Source organism: Stenotrophomonas maltophilia group sp. Smal17, from assembly GCF_030237045.1.
Classification (GTDB): domain Bacteria; phylum Pseudomonadota; class Gammaproteobacteria; order Xanthomonadales; family Xanthomonadaceae; genus Stenotrophomonas; species Stenotrophomonas forensis.
Window position 1 is genome coordinate 1 of the sequence record NZ_JASJSU010000095.1, and the last position, 15,857, is coordinate 15,857.

Annotated in this window: 13 protein-coding genes; 10 read left to right on the forward strand and 3 right to left on the reverse strand. The window is 68.3% G+C overall.

Going from position 1 to position 15,857, the window contains the following annotated elements; translation table 11 throughout:
* Positions 1–137 precede the first annotated feature (137 nt).
* The 4 genes from folE to QRO93_RS18185 all read left to right on the forward strand — a co-directional run bounded on the left by folE (position 138) and on the right by QRO93_RS18185 (position 6,416).
* On the forward strand, positions 138–749 hold the full coding sequence (gene folE, locus QRO93_RS18170) for a GTP cyclohydrolase I FolE (RefSeq protein ID WP_004141296.1): 612 nt from the start codon (positions 138–140) through the stop codon (positions 747–749).
* Positions 750–861: 112 nt separating this feature from the next.
* On the forward strand, positions 862–2,331 hold the full coding sequence (locus QRO93_RS18175) for a DUF3375 domain-containing protein (protein WP_014039010.1): 1,470 nt from the start codon (positions 862–864) through the stop codon (positions 2,329–2,331).
* Entirely contained in the window at positions 2,318–3,019 is a 702-nt protein-coding gene (locus tag QRO93_RS18180) for a DUF4194 domain-containing protein (RefSeq protein WP_053512058.1), read from the forward strand. The genes QRO93_RS18175 and QRO93_RS18180 overlap by 14 nt, the downstream gene beginning before the upstream one ends.
* A gap of 16 nt (positions 3,020–3,035) precedes the next feature.
* Positions 3,036–6,416: an ATP-binding protein gene (locus tag QRO93_RS18185; protein ID WP_164087969.1), complete on the forward strand. Its 3,381-nt coding sequence runs from the start codon at positions 3,036–3,038 to the stop codon at positions 6,414–6,416.
* Positions 6,417–6,510: 94 nt separating this feature from the next.
* On the opposite strand, the gene QRO93_RS18190 is transcribed toward QRO93_RS18185, so the two are convergent.
* A complete protein-coding gene (locus tag QRO93_RS18190; protein WP_219626123.1) occupies positions 6,511–7,299 on the reverse strand; it encodes a TSUP family transporter in 789 nt (262 codons plus the stop codon).
* 93 nt (positions 7,300–7,392) lie between these two features.
* Between QRO93_RS18190 and QRO93_RS18195 the strand changes: the two genes are divergently transcribed.
* Entirely contained in the window at positions 7,393–7,785 is a 393-nt protein-coding gene (locus QRO93_RS18195; RefSeq protein ID WP_180878523.1) for a YchJ family protein, read from the forward strand.
* A gap of 3 nt (positions 7,786–7,788) precedes the next feature.
* On the opposite strand, the gene QRO93_RS18200 is transcribed toward QRO93_RS18195, so the two are convergent.
* Positions 7,789–9,069 (reverse strand): diguanylate cyclase, encoded by a 1,281-nt coding sequence (locus QRO93_RS18200; RefSeq protein WP_285304310.1) that lies wholly within the window; start codon positions 9,067–9,069, stop codon positions 7,789–7,791.
* Positions 9,070–9,219: 150 nt separating this feature from the next.
* On the opposite strand from QRO93_RS18200, the gene egtB reads away from it, so the two are divergent.
* The 5 genes from egtB to QRO93_RS18225 are packed head-to-tail and all read left to right on the forward strand — an operon-like array spanning position 9,220 to position 14,524.
* Complete coding sequence (egtB, locus tag QRO93_RS18205; RefSeq protein ID WP_053451192.1) at positions 9,220–10,491, forward strand: ergothioneine biosynthesis protein EgtB; 1,272 nt, start codon at positions 9,220–9,222, stop codon at positions 10,489–10,491.
* The gene (gene egtD / locus QRO93_RS18210; RefSeq protein ID WP_180878521.1) at positions 10,488–11,513 is read left to right on the forward strand and encodes an L-histidine N(alpha)-methyltransferase; all 1,026 of its coding nucleotides are present in this window, start codon (positions 10,488–10,490) and stop codon (positions 11,511–11,513) included. The genes egtB and egtD overlap by 4 nt, the downstream gene beginning before the upstream one ends.
* A 32-nt stretch (positions 11,514–11,545) precedes the next feature.
* Positions 11,546–12,808: a lytic murein transglycosylase gene (locus tag QRO93_RS18215; RefSeq protein ID WP_180878520.1), complete on the forward strand. Its 1,263-nt coding sequence runs from the start codon at positions 11,546–11,548 to the stop codon at positions 12,806–12,808.
* Positions 12,809–12,848: 40 nt separating this feature from the next.
* Positions 12,849–13,733 (forward strand): D-hexose-6-phosphate mutarotase, encoded by an 885-nt coding sequence (locus QRO93_RS18220; protein WP_285304311.1) that lies wholly within the window; start codon positions 12,849–12,851, stop codon positions 13,731–13,733.
* A gap of 32 nt (positions 13,734–13,765) precedes the next feature.
* Positions 13,766–14,524 carry a GYF domain-containing protein gene (locus QRO93_RS18225; RefSeq protein ID WP_053451188.1) on the forward strand — a complete coding sequence of 253 codons (759 nt, stop codon included), beginning with the start codon at positions 13,766–13,768 and terminating at the stop codon, positions 14,522–14,524.
* A gap of 52 nt (positions 14,525–14,576) precedes the next feature.
* On the opposite strand, the gene QRO93_RS18230 is transcribed toward QRO93_RS18225, so the two are convergent.
* Positions 14,577–15,764, reverse strand: a complete 1,188-nt coding sequence (locus QRO93_RS18230; protein ID WP_180878519.1) for a benzoate/H(+) symporter BenE family transporter — start codon at positions 15,762–15,764, stop codon at positions 14,577–14,579.
* Between the last annotated feature and the right edge of the window lie 93 nt (positions 15,765–15,857).

Consider the following 15,857-nt stretch of genomic DNA (forward strand, 5'->3'; position numbering starts at 1 on the left):
GTCCTGCGCAGCCCCCTCTCCCACTCCAGACCGACAGCAACGACGCGCCAACACGACCCCCGATGAACCGTCCCAACAGGACGACCCACCCCCCGGTCGGGTACGATGCTCGCCCCCCGTTCGGGACGCTGTACGCAATGAGCAAGAACAACGAAAAGGCCGCCCCGCAGGGCGACGTGACCCAGGACCAGGCCGAGGATGCCGTGCGCACCCTGCTGCGCTGGGCCGGTGAGGACCCGTCCCGTGAAGGCCTGCTGGATACCCCCCGCCGCGTCGCCGAAGCCTATGGCGACTGGTTCAGCGGTTACCGCGACGACCCGCGCGCCTACATGGAGCGGACCTTCGAGGAAGTGGCCGGCTATGACGAACTGATCGTCCTGCGTGACATCGAGTACGAAAGCCACTGCGAACACCACATGGCGCCGATCATCGGCCGCGTGCACGTCGGCTACCTGCCGGCCGGCAAGGTGGTGGGCATCAGCAAGCTGGCCCGCGTCGTCGAAGCCTATGCCCGCCGTTTCCAGGTGCAGGAAAAGATGACCGCGCAGATCGCGCAGTGCATCCAGGACGTGCTGCAGCCGATCGGTGTCGGCGTGGTCGTCGAAGGCGCCCATGAATGCATGACCACCCGCGGCATCCACAAGCGCGGCGTCAGCATGGTCACCTCCAAGATGCTGGGCAGCTTCCGCGACGACGCGCGTACCCGCGCCGAGTTCCTGCGCTTCATCGAAGTGGGCGGCAAGCGCTGAGCCGCTTGCCCGCACCCCGCCGGCCGCTGCGGGCCGGCATGCCCACGGCTGCCCGCGCGGCAGCCGTGCGTGGTGGCTCGTCCCTGTCAGCCCTACAGACCTCTTTCGCTGCATGAAGCATCGCGAACGCATCTCCCGTTACCGTCATCTGCGCGAACAGCCCCAATGGAAGCTGCTCGCCGCTGACCACGCCCCGGAAATCATCGGCCTGCTGCAGGGGCTGCTGATGGACGGCGAGCGCACGCTGTCGTCGTCGGTGCTCAACGAGCGCCTGCAACGCGCGCTGGACCAGCTCAACGGCGACGAACTGTCGCGCGACCTGCCGCGTACCGCGCAGGCCTACATCGCGCACTGGCTGGCCCAGGGCTGGCTGGAACGCCGCCTGCCCGAGGGTGCCGACCAGGAACAGTACGAACTGTCGACCGCGGCGCTGCAGGCGATCCGCTTCGCCGATGGCCTCGAGCAGGCCCGCGTGGCGGCCACCGAAAGCCGCCTGGCGCTGGTCATCGAACAGCTCTCGCAGCTGGCAGCGCAGACCGAATCCGATCCGGACGCGCGCCTGTCGGCGCTGCGCGACGAGCGTGACCGCATCGATGCCGAGATCGCCCGCGTCGGTGCTGGCCGCGTGATCGCGCTGGATGGCAAGCGCGCGCTGGAACGTGCGCGCCAGATCATCGGCCTGGCCGACGAACTGACCGAAGACTTCCGCCGCGTGCGCGACGATTTCGAGCAGCTCAACCGTGATTTCCGCGAACGCATCATCGACGATGAAGGCGAGCGCGGTGACGTCCTGTCGCAGCTGTTCGAAGGCGTGGACGTGATCGGCGAGAGCGATGCCGGGCGCAGTTTCCAGGCCTTCTGGCGCCTGCTCAACGACGCCGAACAGAGCGCCCAGCTCGATGCCGCGCTGGAAGCAGTGCTGGCGCGTGGCTTCGCGCGCCGCCTGGACCGCAACGAACGCAACTTCCTGCGTGGCTTCACCAGCACCATGCTCGAGCGTGGCGGCCAGGTGCACGATGTGCTGCAGAACTTCGCGCGCAGCCTGCGCGGCTTCGTGCAGAGCCGTGGCTACCTGGAACAGCGCCGCCTCAACCAGCTGCTGAAGCAGGCGCAGTCCGAAGCGCTGGCGCTGCGCGACGAGTTCCCCGCACAGCGCGGCATCGGCCGTGACCTGCAGCTGACCACCAGCCGCCTGCGCTCGTGGTCGCAGTGGAAGCTGCATGATCCGCGCAGTGCCCAGGTCGATGGCAACGTTGAGTACAACGACGCCGCCGCGATCAGCCTGGAGAGCGTCGGCGACCTGGTCGCTTCGTCCGAAATCGACTTCCGCACCCTGCGCCGCGACCTGCACGACCTGCTCGATGCACAGCCGCGGCTGAGCATCGCCCAGGCCCTGTCGCAGCGCGAGGCGCCGCAGGGTCTTGGCAGTGTCATCGGCTACCTGTCGCTGGGCACGCGCTTCGGCAACGTGGTCGCCGGCGAGCAGGAGCTTGCGCAATGGCGTGGTGGCGACGGCCAGGTCCGTCGCGCCCGCATCCCGCTGGTTTGGTTCACCCAGGAGAGACGCCATGAGCTGGCATGAAGATCCCATCGACGCACCGCAGGCCGACGTGGCGGAAGACGCCTACGAGGCCGAGCCGGTGGCGAGCGTGGCGCAGCCCCGCCGTGGCAACGACGTGTACTACCTGGGCGACACCGGGCGCCTGCCGCTGGATGCGCGCCGCGCGCTGTGCCAGCTGCTGATCGGCCCCAGCATCGACCAGCTGCGCCACGCCAAGCTGTGGCCGGCGCTGATCCGCAGTGAAGCCGCCATCCGCTCCGCGCTGGCCGATCTGTTCCTGGAACTGGTGCTGGACCGCGACAGCGGCGTGGCCTTCACCCGCCAGGCCGACACCGAAGACGTTGATGCACCGGTACTGCTGCGCACCTCGCCGCTGACCTTCATCGACTCGGTGCTGCTGCTGTACCTGCGCCAGCAGCTGGCCGAGGCCGATGCGCGCGGCAACCGCGCGGTGGTCGCCGACGCCGAGATGGCCGAAGCGCTGGCCATCTACGAGAAGAACCTGTCCACCGACCGCGCCGGCTTCAACCGCCGCGTCGCTTCGGCGGTGCAGAAGATGAAGGACAACCACATCCTGACCCGCCTCAGCGGCCAGGAAGACCGCCACGAAGTCTCGCCGGCGCTGAAGCTGCTGTTCTCCGCCGAAGACGTGTCCCAGCTTTCGGCGGTCTACCGCCAGCTGCGCGAAACCCCGGCCGCCGAGGCCTGAGAGACCCGACCATCGCATGGCTATCTCCAAGCACACTCCCGCCCTGTTCAACGAAGGCCTGCCGGACCCGCGCCTGCAGCAGTTCCGCATGCGCCGCCTGCAGGTGCACAACTGGGGCACCTTCAACGGTCTGACCGAGGTACCGATCGCCGAGCGCGGCTTCCTGTTCGTCGGCCGCTCCGGCTCGGGCAAGTCGACCCTGCTCGATGCCATGTCCGCGCTGCTGACGCCGCCGGCCATCGTCGACTTCAACGCCGCCGCGCGTGAAGCCGAGCGCAGTGGCCGCGACCGCAACCTGGTGTCCTACGTGCGTGGCGCGTGGGCCGACCAGCAGGACAGCGGCACCGGCGAAATCGCCACCCAGTACCTGCGCAAGGGCGCGACCTGGACCGCGCTGGTGCTGGAGTACCGCGCCGGCGATGGCCGCGTGGTCAGCCTGGTGCGCCTGCTGTGGATCTCCGGCAACGGCACCTCGGCCGGCGACGTGCGCAAGCACTACATGATCGCCGAGCGTCCGTTCGACATCGCCAAGGATCTCGGTGGCTTCGACCTGGACCTGCGCAAGCTCAAGCAGAAGCTGTCCGACCTGCACCACTTCGACACCTTCTCCGGCTACGCCGAGCGCTTCCGCGACCTGCTCGGCATCGACAACGAGATGGCGCTGCGCCTGCTGCACAAGACGCAGTCGGCGAAGAACCTGGGCGACCTCAACGTCTTCCTGCGCGACTTCATGCTCGACACGCCGAAGACCTTCGACGCGGCCGAGCGCCTGGTCAGCGACTTCGCCGAGCTCGATGGCGCGCACCAGGCCGTGGTCACCGCGCGCCGCCAGGTGGAAACCCTGCTGCCGGCACGTGCCTACTACAACGATCTGAAGGTAATGCACCGCCAGCGCGGCGACGACGAAGCGCTGAAGCTTGGCGTCGACAGCTTCCGCGAAAGCCGCCGCCAGGCGCTGATCGAAGCGCGCCTGCGCGAGATGGATGTGCGTGACCGTGGCCTGCTGGGCGAGGAAGCCCAGCGCCGCGCCGCGCTGGACAACCACACCGAGCGCCTGGCCGAACTGGAACTGCAGCGCCGCCAGCAGGGCGGTGAGCGCATCGAGGAACTGGAACGCGAGCAGGGCCGTGCCGAAGCCGAGCGTGACCGCCGCCAGGCCAAGCGTGACCAGGCCCAGGAAGCGGCTCAGCAGCTGCAGGCCGAACTGCCCGGCGACGCCCACGGTTTCGCAGAGCTGGTCGAGCGTGCGCAGAACGAACTGCAGGACCGCCAGCGTGCCTCGGCGGCACTGGATGATGCGATCAGCGATCGCCTCGGTGGCAAGCGCGATGACGAGCGCCGCTTCGGCGAAGTGCGCAGCGAACTTGAAGCGATGCAGCGCACGCCGTCCAACATCCCGGCGCCGATGCAGAAGCTGCGCGCGCGCCTGGCCGAAGAAACCGGCATCGCCGAAGCGGCACTGCCGTTCGTCGGCGAGCTGATCCAGGTCCGCTCGGAAGAGCAGGGCTGGCAGGGCGCCATCGAGCGCGTGCTGGGCGGCTTCGCGCTGTCGCTGCTGGTCGATGACAAGCACTACAACGACGTCGCCGAGTGGGTGAACCGTACCCACCTGGGCATGCGCTTCACCTACTACCGCGTGCGCCGCAACGATGATGCGTTTGCCCGAGAGCCGTCGGCGAAGTCGCTGCTGCACAAGCTGGAACTGCGCGAGCACGTGTTCGAAAGCTGGCTGCGCCGCGAGCTGGGCAAGCGCTTCGACTACGAATGCGTGGACGCCAAGCAGCTGCGCAACGTCGACCGCGGCATCACCCGCGAAGGCCAGGTCAAGCATCCGGGCGATCGTTTCGAGAAGGACGATCGCAGCGCCGTCGGCGATCGCCGCCGCTGGATCCTCGGCTTCAACAACCACGACAAGGTGGGTGCCTTCGAGCGTGAAGCGCAGGAACTGGCCAAGCGCATCGCCAGCTGCGAAACCGATATCGCGCGCCTGCGCGGCCAGCGTGACCGCGACAACGAGCGTCGCCTGGCCTGCCACGAACTGGTGAGCATCAGCTGGAACGAGATCGACATCGCCGCCCCGCAGCAGCGCCTGAGCGATATCGAGGCCACCCTGCGCGACCTGCGCGAAGGCAACGCCGACCTCGCCAAGCTGGCCAAGCAGATCGACGCCGTGCGCGCCGACATCGAGCAGTCCCGCCGTACCTATGAAGACGTCCGCGTCGAGCGTGGCCAGCTGGTCAAGGAACGTGACCGCCTCGACCGCGCGCGCCAGCAGAGCCGTGCACTGGTGCTGCCGAGCCTGGCTCAGGAGCAGGAGGCCGGCCTGGCCGAGCGCCTGCAGGAGCAGGGCCCGCTCAGCCTGGAAACGCTGGAAGCGCACATGCGCCAGGTCAGCAATGCGCTGAATGAACAGTTGTCGTCGTCGCAGCAGGACCTGAACCGCATCGAGAACCAGCTGATCGGCTGCTTCCGTCGCTTCATCCAGCAGTGGCCGGAGGAGTCGGGTGACTTCACCGTGTCGGTGGCCTCGGCCGAGGATTTCCTCGCCCGTCTCGAACGCCTGGAGCGTGATGGACTTCCACAGCACGAAGAACGCTTCTTCGACCTGCTGCAGAACCAGAGCAAGAACAACCTGCTGGCCCTGCAGCGGCACAGTGCAGAGGCCCGCAAGTCGATCGGCCAGCGCCTGGACGAAGTGAATGCCAGCCTGGAACAGGTGCCGTTCAACCGCGGCACGCTGCTGACCATCGAGCTGAGCGACCGCCGCCTGCCGGAAGTCGGCGAGTTCCACCTGCAGCTGCGCGAAGTGCTGTCGCAACAGCAGACCGAGCAGCGCGAGCTGGCCGAATCGCAGTTCACCGTGCTGCGCCAGCTGGTCAACCGCCTGGGCTCGCAGGAAGGCGAGGACAAGCGCTGGCGCGAGCTGGTGCTGGACGTGCGCATGCACGTGGAGTTCATCGGCGTCGAACTGGATGCGGAAACGCGCCAGCAGGTCGAGATCTACCGCAGCGGCGCCGGCAAGTCCGGTGGCCAGCGCCAGAAACTGGCCACCACCTGCCTGGCCGCAGCACTGCGCTACCAGCTCGGCGGCGCCGACAGCCAGCTGCCGAGCTACGCCGCGGTGGTGCTCGACGAGGCCTTCGACAAGGCCGACAACGAGTTCACCGCACTGGCGATGAACATCTTCGACAATTTCGGCTTCCAGATGGTGGTGGCCACCCCGCTGAAGTCGGTGATGACGCTGGAACCGTTCATCGGTGGCGCCTGCTTCGTCGAGATCAGCGGTCGCCACGACTCCGGCGTGTTGCTGATCGAGTACGACGAAGAAGGCAAGCGGCTGAAGCTGCCGGAGCGCAGCCGCCAGCAGGCCAACGAACCGGAAGAAGCCGAGGCCTGACCCGGCCGATTGAATGGGAATGCCGGCCAGCGGCCGGCACTACCGGGTCATGAACCCGCCCATGGTAGTGCCGGCCGCTGGCCGGCAACCGCATTCACGCACCGCGGAACGTATCCCACGCCATCCGTGCGATCAGCACCACCACCAACCCCACGAACAGCTTGCGGATGAACGGCGTGCCGCCCTTCAGCGCCAATCGCGTGCCGACCACCGAGCCGATGATGTTGGCCGCCGCCATCGGCAGCGCGAACAGCCACAGGATGTTGCCGGTGGGCACGAAGAACGAGATTGCCGCCACATTGGTCGCCAGGTTCACCACCTTCGACGCGGCGGATGCACGCAGGAAATCCAGCCCGAAGAAGCGCACGAACAGGAAGATCAGGAAACTGCCGGTGCCCGGCCCGAAGAATCCATCGTAGAAACCGATCGCCGCACCGATCGCCAGCGCGATCACCAGCTCGCGGCGTCCGATCTCCTGCGGCCGGTGCAGCGCGCCGAAGTCCTTCTTCCACAGTGTGTAGGCCAGCATCGCGATCAGCAGCACCAGCACCAGCGGGCGCACCGCATCCTTGGGCAGCAGGCTCACCGCCGTGGCCCCGGCGAACGAGAAGATGAAGGCGGTACCGGCCGCGAACAGCACCGGCTTCCACGGGAAGCGCACATTACGCGCATAGCGCCAGGCCGCCGCACCGGTGCCGAACATCGAACTGAATTTGTTGGTACCGAACAGCATTGCCGGCGTCTGCTGCGGCAGCACCGTGAACAGGCCGGGCAGCTGCACCAGGCCACCGCCACCGACGGCGGCATCCACCAGGCCGGCGATGAAGGCGATCACCACCAGCCACCACAACTCAGGGGGAACCAGTTCCAGCACGGCGGTCATTCAAGGTGGGGGCGCGACAGCATACGCCTGTCCTGCTGCAACTGACCTGTGCCGCGCGTGGATCAATCCGTGCAACCCGGCGACAATGACGGCATGAGCCGACAACCCGCCGATCCCTGTCCCTGTGGCCTGGCCGCCGACTACGCCGCCTGCTGTGGACGCTTCCATGCCGGCGAAGCCGCACCGGACGCCGAGCGCCTGATGCGTTCGCGCTACAGCGCGTACGTGCGTCGCCTTGCCGATTACCTGCGCCAGACCTGGCACCCGGACACCCGCCCGGCCGAGCTGGTGCTGGAGGAGGCGCCGGGCCAGCGCACGCATTGGCTGGGCCTGACCGTGCACGAGCACACGCCCACCGGTGCGGACAGCGCCGAGGTGCGCTTCACCGCGCGCTACCGCATCGGCGGCGGCAGTGCGGTGAAAATGACCGAGCACAGCCGCTTCCTGCGCATCGACGGCCGCTGGTACTACCTCGACGCGGTCTGAGCCTCAGCCGCCGCGCACGGCCAGCACGCGCTGGCCGGCGTGCGCGCGGACCTGGTTGCGGCCGCCGTCCTTGGCCCTGTACAGCGCCTGGTCGGCCGCCTTGATCACCGCTGCCGGCCGTGGATCCTCACGGCTGTCGGCCAGGCCGATACTCACTGTCACCTGCACCACCTGGCCGTTGCCGCCGCGTCCGCGCTGCTGGCGGCCGGCTTCGTCATCACGGCTGCGGGTACTGCGGTCGCGCAGCTGCATGCGGCTGGCCTCGATGCTCTGCCGCAATGCTTCCACGGCATCGACACAGGCCGCCGCCGGACGGTCCAGGAACACCACGACGAACTCCTCGCCGCCATAGCGGAACGCGCGGCCACCGTCGCTGACCCGCGACAGCCGCGAGGCCACCAGGCGCAGCACATCGTCACCGGTATCGTGGCCATGGGTGTCGTTGAAGGACTTGAAGTGATCCACGTCCACCATTGCGATGCTGTAGGTGCCGCGTGCCCGCTGCACGGTCTCGTTGAACGCGCGGCGCCCCGGCAGGCCGGTCAGTTCATCGCGGAAGGCCATGTGGAAGGACTCCTGCAGCATCGCACCCAGCATCAGCAGCAGGGCAGCACTGCTCAGTGCCGGCAACAGCACCGGTTGCAGGAAGATCCGCGGCAGCATCCACCACAGGCACAGTAGGGCCAGCAGCATCGCGGTGTGCAATGGCCGCGGATGCCGCCACGCCTGCCAGCCCAGCGCAGCGGTGGCCAGCAGGAACAGCAGGGCCGGCACCTGCGCCAGCGCGTTCCAGTGGGCGGGAATCCAGCGCCAGTGACGGTCCGACAACAGGTCGTGCATGCCGCTGGGCTGCTGTGCTGCCAGCAGCAGGAAGACGGCAAGCACCAGGCCGCAGACCACGCCGCGCAGCAGCAGGTCCTGGCGACGTCGCCCGCGTTCCGGCCACAATGCCAGGCCCGCCAACAGCAGCGGCAACCAGGCCGAGATGGCATGGAAGCGCAGCGGGGTCAGGGCGGTCACATGGCCACTGCGCAGGTAGCCACCCACATCCTGGTGCAGCAGCGCGAACACCACCGCCACCAGCAGCAACAGGCACAGCGCACGCACCTGGTGGTAGAGCAGGGCCAGCCCGGCGCCGAGGCTGGCCAGCAGCCACGGCAGGATGCGCTGGGCCGGGCTGGCAACGTCTTCGTTGCCCAGCGCCGTCCACAGCAGCAGTGCGACCAGCACGGCGGGCAGCACGAACAGGTAATGCGCAGGCTGGCGGAGCGGATGCAGGGGCAAGCAGGAATTCCAGCGCGGTGACGACGCGGCCGCAGCACTGCCGTTAGCGGCGTTCGGGCCCGCTTCTTGAATGCGGGCGGGTCACCCATGTGAACAAAGTGACGCCGAACCATGACGTCGCACTCACCGGCCTGCGCCGATGCTGCCTGCATGGACAGCGTACCTGCCGCCGTCGCTGCCCCGCAGCACGATCTCGCCCACCAGTTCGCGCGGGTGCGGGCCCGCAGCCTGCAGTTGGCCGCGCCGCTCAGCGCCGAGGACGCCATGCTGCAGAGCATGGCCGATGCCAGCCCGAGCAAATGGCACCTGGCCCACACCACCTGGTTCTTCGAGCGCTTCGTGCTGGCAGGCCTTGCCGCCGCACCGGCGCACGATCCTGGCTGGGACTACCTGTTCAACAGCTACTACAAGAGCATCGGCCCGGCCCACGCGCGGCCACAGCGTGGGCTGCTGTCGCGCCCTTCGCTGCAGCAGGTACGCGATTACCGCCAGCAGGTGGATGCGCAGGTGCAGTCACGCCTTGCTGCCGGCGACCTCGACCCACAGGCGCTGCAGCACCTGCAGCTGGGCCTGCAGCACGAACAGCAGCACCAGGAGCTGCTGCTCACCGACATCAAGCATGCGTTCTGGTGCAATCCGCTGCAGCCGGCCTACCGGCAGGACCTGCACGCCATCACCAGCATCGCCACTGCGCAGGGCTGGATCGAATCGCCCGAACGCATCGTTACCGTCGGTGCCGCGGCGTGGCCGCAGCACGCCGCCTTCGCCTACGACAACGAATCGCCGCCGCACCGCGTGCTGCTGCCCGCCCATGCCCTGGCCGAGCGCCCGCTCAGCAACGCCGAGTACCTGGCCTTCATCGAGGCCGGCGGCTATCGCGAGCCGCGCTGGTGGCTCAGCGAAGGCTGGGCGCTGCGCGAAGCAGAGGACTGGCAGCACCCGCTGTACTGGGACGACGCCCTGCAGCGCGAATACACCCTGGGCGGTTGGCGCGAACTGGACCTGCACGCGCCGGTCTGCCACCTCAGTTATTACGAGGCCGACGCCTGTGCCCGCTGGGCCGGTGCACGCCTGCCCAGCGAGTTCGAATGGGAAGCCGCTGCCGCCTCGCAACCGCTATGCGGCCATTTCGCCGATGACGATGGCCTGCACCCGCAGGCCGGGCAGGGCAATGGCCTGCGCCAGATGTTCGGCGATGTATGGGAGTGGACCCAGAGCGCCTATGGGGCCTATCCGGGCTTCCGCCCGTTCGCCGGCAACCTGGGCGAATACAACGGCAAGTTCATGTGCGGGCAGTGGGTGCTGCGCGGCGGCAGCTGCGCCACTCCGCGCGGACATGTGCGTGCCAGCTACCGCAACTTCTTCATGCCGCCGGCGCGCTGGCAGTTCTCCGGGCTGCGCCTGGCTAGGGACCTCACATGAGTACGGTGGATGACGCGCTGCAGGCGCTGACCGATCTCACCCCGGGGCGCCAGCAGATCCTGGCCGATGTGGTGGCCGGTCTGTCGCGCCCGTCGCGGCAGTTGCCCTCCAAGTACTTCTACGATGCCCGCGGCTCGCGCCTGTTCGAGCAGATCACCCAGACCCCCGAGTATTACCCCACCCGCACCGAGCTGGCCCTGCTGAAGCGCGTGCTGCCGGACATCGCCCGTACCGTCGGCCCGCGCCTGCACGTGGTGGAACTCGGCAGCGGCAGTGGCCGCAAGACCGCGCTGCTGCTGGCCGCATTGCACGACCCGGTGGCCTACACGCCGATCGAGATCTCACGTGCCGCACTGCTGTCCAGCATCGATCACCTGGCACCGGCGCTGCCCGAGGTCGAGATGCTGCCAGTCTGCGCCGACTTCACCCGTCCCGTGGCCGTGCCCATGCCCGAGCGCGAACCGGCACGACGCCTGCTGTTCTTCCCCGGTTCCACGCTGGGCAACTTCGAAGGCGAGGACGCCATCGCGCTGTTGCGCGCGATGCGCCAGACCATGGGCGGTGAGGGCCTGGCCCTGGTCGGCATCGACCTGCACAAGGACCCGGCGCTGATCGAGGCAGCCTACAACGACGCGCAGGGCGTCACCGCTGCCTTCACCCTCAACCTGCTGGCCCGGCTCAACCGCGAGATCGGCAGTGACTTCGATCTCGCCGGATTCCGTCATCGTGCGTGCTACAGCACCGCCCGGCTGCGTATTGAAACCGACCTGGTCAGCCGCTGGGCGCAGGATGTCCATCTCGATGGCCGGACCTTCCACTTCGCCGCCGATGAGCCGATCCGCGTGGAATACAGTCACAAGTACACCGATGACAGCTTTGAAGCGCTGCTGCAGCAGGCTGGGCTGCAGGTCACGCAGCGCTGGGATGCCGACCGTCCTGCCTACGGCCTGCGCCTGCTGCGTGCGGTCCAGCCCGCCGGTGGTCCGGGTGCCCTTCAGGTTCGGCGGCATCGGTACCCCTAAGATGGCCCTGCAACGGCAACACGGAGGACGCCATGCCCATTCTCACCACGCTCGGCCTGGCAGCCGCCCTGGTTTCGGCCCCCACGCCTGCGGCAGCGGATGCCAGTGCCGATCCAGCCTTCAGCCGCTGCCTGGCGAACCTGCAGGCCACCGCCGCCAGCCAGGGCATCCGTGCTGAGCGCTTCACTGAGATCACCGCCGGCCTCACGCCCGACCCGAGCGTGCTCGGCCTGCTCGATGCGCAGCCCGAATTCACCACGCCGATCTGGGACTACCTGGCCGCGCTGGTCGATCGCCAGCGCGTGGATGATGGCCGCGCGATGCTGCAGCAGCATCGTGACCTGCTCGATCGGGTGTCTGCACAGTACGGCGTCGATCCGGCCACCATCGTCGCGGTCTGGGGCGTGGAGAGCGACTACGGCCGCGTGTTCGGCAAGCGCCCGCTGCTGCAGTCGCTGGCCACGCTGTCCTGCGCCGGCCGCCGCCAGGCCTTCTTCCGCGGTGAACTGCTGGCCCTGCTCACGCTGATCGACCGTGGAGACCTGCAGGCACAGGGCCTCACCGGGTCCTGGGCAGGCGCCTTCGGGCATACGCAGTTCATGCCCAGCACCTACGCACGCATCGCCGTGGATGGTGATGGCGATGGTCGCCGCGACCTGGTCGGCAGCATCCCCGATGCGCTGGCGTCCACCGCCAACTACCTCAAGCGCGCCGGTTGGCGCAGTGGCGAGCCGTGGGGCATGGAGGTGCGTGTCCCCGCCGGTTTCAATGCCAGCCAGGCGGGGCGTACCCAGCGCCGCGCCCTGGCCGAGTGGCGCGCGCAGGGAGTGACTGCGCTGGATGGCAGTGCGCTGGCCCCGGCCAAGCTTCCCGCCGACGCGCGTGCCGCCCTGCTGCTGCCGGCCGGCAGCAAGGGCCCGGCGTTGCTGGTGTTCCGCAATTACGACGCGATCTACAGTTACAACGCGGCCGAGAGTTACGCACTGGCGATCGCCACGCTGGCCGACCAGCTACGCGGCGGCGCCGGATTGGCCACGGCCTGGCCCACCGACGATCCCGGAATCGGCCGCGATGAGCGCCGTCAGCTGCAGACCCTGCTGCTCGCCCGCGGCCACGATATCGGTAGCGCAGACGGCATGATCGGTACTGCCACGCGTCGCGCGATCCAGGCCGAACAGCAACGCCTTGGCTGGGCCAATGCCGATGGTCGCGCCGGGCAACGCATCCTGCGCGCGCTGCAGGAAGAGGCGGCTGCCGCGCCCAGTGCGCAGAAGGCCTTGCCGGCGGCACGTTGACCGCGACATCATCGCCGCGGTCTTCAAGGAGCGTCATCGCATGCAGTCGAATCCGGACATCAGCAACGGCCTGTATCACGGGCTTGAGGCCTGGCACGTGCGCACGCCCGTCGCCACGGCGGTCATCAGCGTGTTCGGCGGACAGCTGCTGTCGTTCATTCCGCAGGGACAACCGGATCTGTTGTGGTTGTCGCCCATGCGCGCCGAGCTGCCGACGCCGATCCGCGGTGGCGTGCCGGTGTGCTGGCCATGGTTCGGTCGCCAGGGCCAGGGCGCGGATGCTCCTGCACATGGCCTGGTGCGCACCGCACGCTGGGAACTGCTGCACGTGCACCAGGGCGATGACGGCGCAGTGGAGCTGCAGCTGGCCCCGTTACTGCCCGACCCACTCGGCCTGCGCCTGCAGATGGTGGTGCACGTCGGCCATCAGCTGCACCAGCAACTGATCACCGAGAACATCGGAACCGCCCCGGTGACGTTCACCCAGGCACTGCACAGCTACTTCAGGGTGGGTGATGCCAGCCGCGTGGACGTCGAGGGTGTCGACGGACTGCAGTACCTGGACAAGTACGAGGACTATTCCCACGCGCGGCAGCAGCAGGGGCCATGGTCGCTGCGCGACCCGCGCGATCCTGGCCGCAGCGACCGCATCTACACCGGGGCACAGGGCCACTATGTGCTGCGTGATCCCGTGCTGCAGCGGCAGATCGAGATCCACAGCGAAGGCAGCCAGACCCTGGTGGCCTGGAACCCGGGAGCCGAGGCCGCGGCGAAAATGTCGGATGTCGGCGAGGGCTGGCGCGACTATGTGTGTCTGGAAGTGGCCAATGCCGGTCCCGAGCAGATTACCCTTGAACCGGGCGCAAGCCACCGGATGGCACAGACCCTGGCCAGAGCACCGCTGCAGGCAACGACAGGACGTTGAGCGTGATGATGGAACCAGCAGAGGTAGGCAACATGCAGGATGCGCAGTGGTGGTATGCCAACAGCAGGCAGAGCGAAGGGCCGGTCGATCTTGCCGGGCTGCGCCGCCTGCAACAGGACGGGACGGTGACGGCGCGTACGCTGTTGTGGCGGGAGGGAATGCCGTCGTGGCGACCGCTGGCCGAGCTCGACCCTGCGGTGGCCGCAGCCGGGCCGGTCGCCCAACCGCCCGAGCCTGCAGGAGTCGCGACGACCGCCGCCGATCCATCCGATCCCTACCGCGCGCCCACGACGGCCGCCCTGCCCACGCCGGCCACCGGGCTGGAGGGTGACATGGCGCTGTATGCCGCCGTCGTCGGCGGCAACTTCCCGATCTATCGCCAGCGCTGGCGGCTGGATCAGGGCATCGCCACGGGCAGCGGTACCTGGCACTGGCCGGCGTTCCTGATCGGCTTGATCTGGATGATGTACCGCAGGATGTACCGGCTGGCGGCCATCTGGGCCGGCACCCTGGTGTTCTTCAGCATCGCCGAGGCTCTGTTGGGTGTGCCCGAAGGCATGTCCATGTTCATCAACTTCGTGCTCAACATCACCGCCGCGGTGTATGCCAACCGCTGGTATCTGTCGCACTGCCAGCGGGAGATCACCCGGGCACGTGTCGTTGCCGGAGACGATGCGGCACGCCTGCGCAGCGAACTGGTAGCCCGGGGTGGCACCAGCGTACCGGCGGCGGTCGGGGCCATCTTCTTCGTCCTGGTGATGATGTTCGTGGCGCAGGCGATGGCCGGCTGAGGGGCAGGCGATGATCGGCAACGCCGTTCGCCCGCAGTCTTGATCCTCGTGCTCAGGCCGGCGCGCGCGCCCGCAGTACCAGCAGGCACAGCGCGCCGGCCACCAGCCCCCAGAATGCCGACCCAATCCCGGCCAGAGATACGCCCGAGGCGGTGACCAGGAAGGTGACCAGTGCCGCCTCGCGGTCACGCTCCACCGCCAGTGCACTGGCCAGGCTGTTGCCGATGGTGCCGAACAGCGCGATACCGGCCACGCAGGCCACCAGTTCCTTGGGGAACGCCGCAAACAGTGCCGCCACCGTGGCGCCGAACAGGCCGATGACAATGTAGAAGGCGCCAGCAGCCATGGCAGCGGTGTAGCGTCGTGCCGGATCCTCATGCGCATCGCGGCCCATGCAGATCGCTGCCGTGATCGCCGCCAGGTTCAGCGCGTACGCACCGAACGGCGCCAGCAGGGTGTTGACCACGCCGATCCAGCCGATCAGCGGCGATACCGGGGCGTCGTAGCCGGACGCGCGCATCACCGCCACGCCGGGAATGTTCTGCGAGGCCATGGTGACCATGAACAAGGGCAGGGCGATGCCGGCCACGGCGGTCCACGACAAGGACGGGGTCACCCACTGCGGTACCGCCAGTTGCAGGTGCACCTGCTGTGCGTGCAGCAGGCCACGGCTGGCGGCGATCGCGATACCGACCAGCAGGGTGGCGATGACGGCGTAGCGCGGGAACAGGCGGCGCCCGGCCAGCCAGGTGGCGAACATCGCCAGTGCCAGCACCAGCTGGGTGTTCATGGCCACGAACACGTCCAGGCCGAAGCGCAGCAGCACGCCGGCCAGCATGCCCGCGGCCAGCGCCATCGGCACCCGCTGCATCAACCGGGCGAACAGGCCCGAGAAGCCCGCCAGCATGCCCAGCACGGCGGCGAGCAGGAAGGCGCCGGTCGCTTCAGAGAGCGAAGCGCCGCCGGCACCCACCACCAGCATGGCCGCACCCGGGGTCGACCATGCGGTCACTACCGGCACGCGATAGCGCAGCGACAGGCCAATGCAGGTCACGCCCATGCCCAGACCAAGCGCCCACATCCACGAGGCGATCTGCGCCTGGTCGGCACCGACGGCCTGCGCGGCCTGGAACACGATCACGGCGGAACTGGCGAAGCCGACCAGCACTGTAATGAAGCCAGCGACGATGGCCGGTATCGAAAGATCGCGCCACCACGTGCGTGCCACCTGCATGCTCATTGCTCTCTCTCCACTGTGCATCCCTGCATTGATAGCGGTTGCGGCGTTGACCGCGCAACGCGCGGGCAACGCCGCAGTGATATTCGAGCGTTC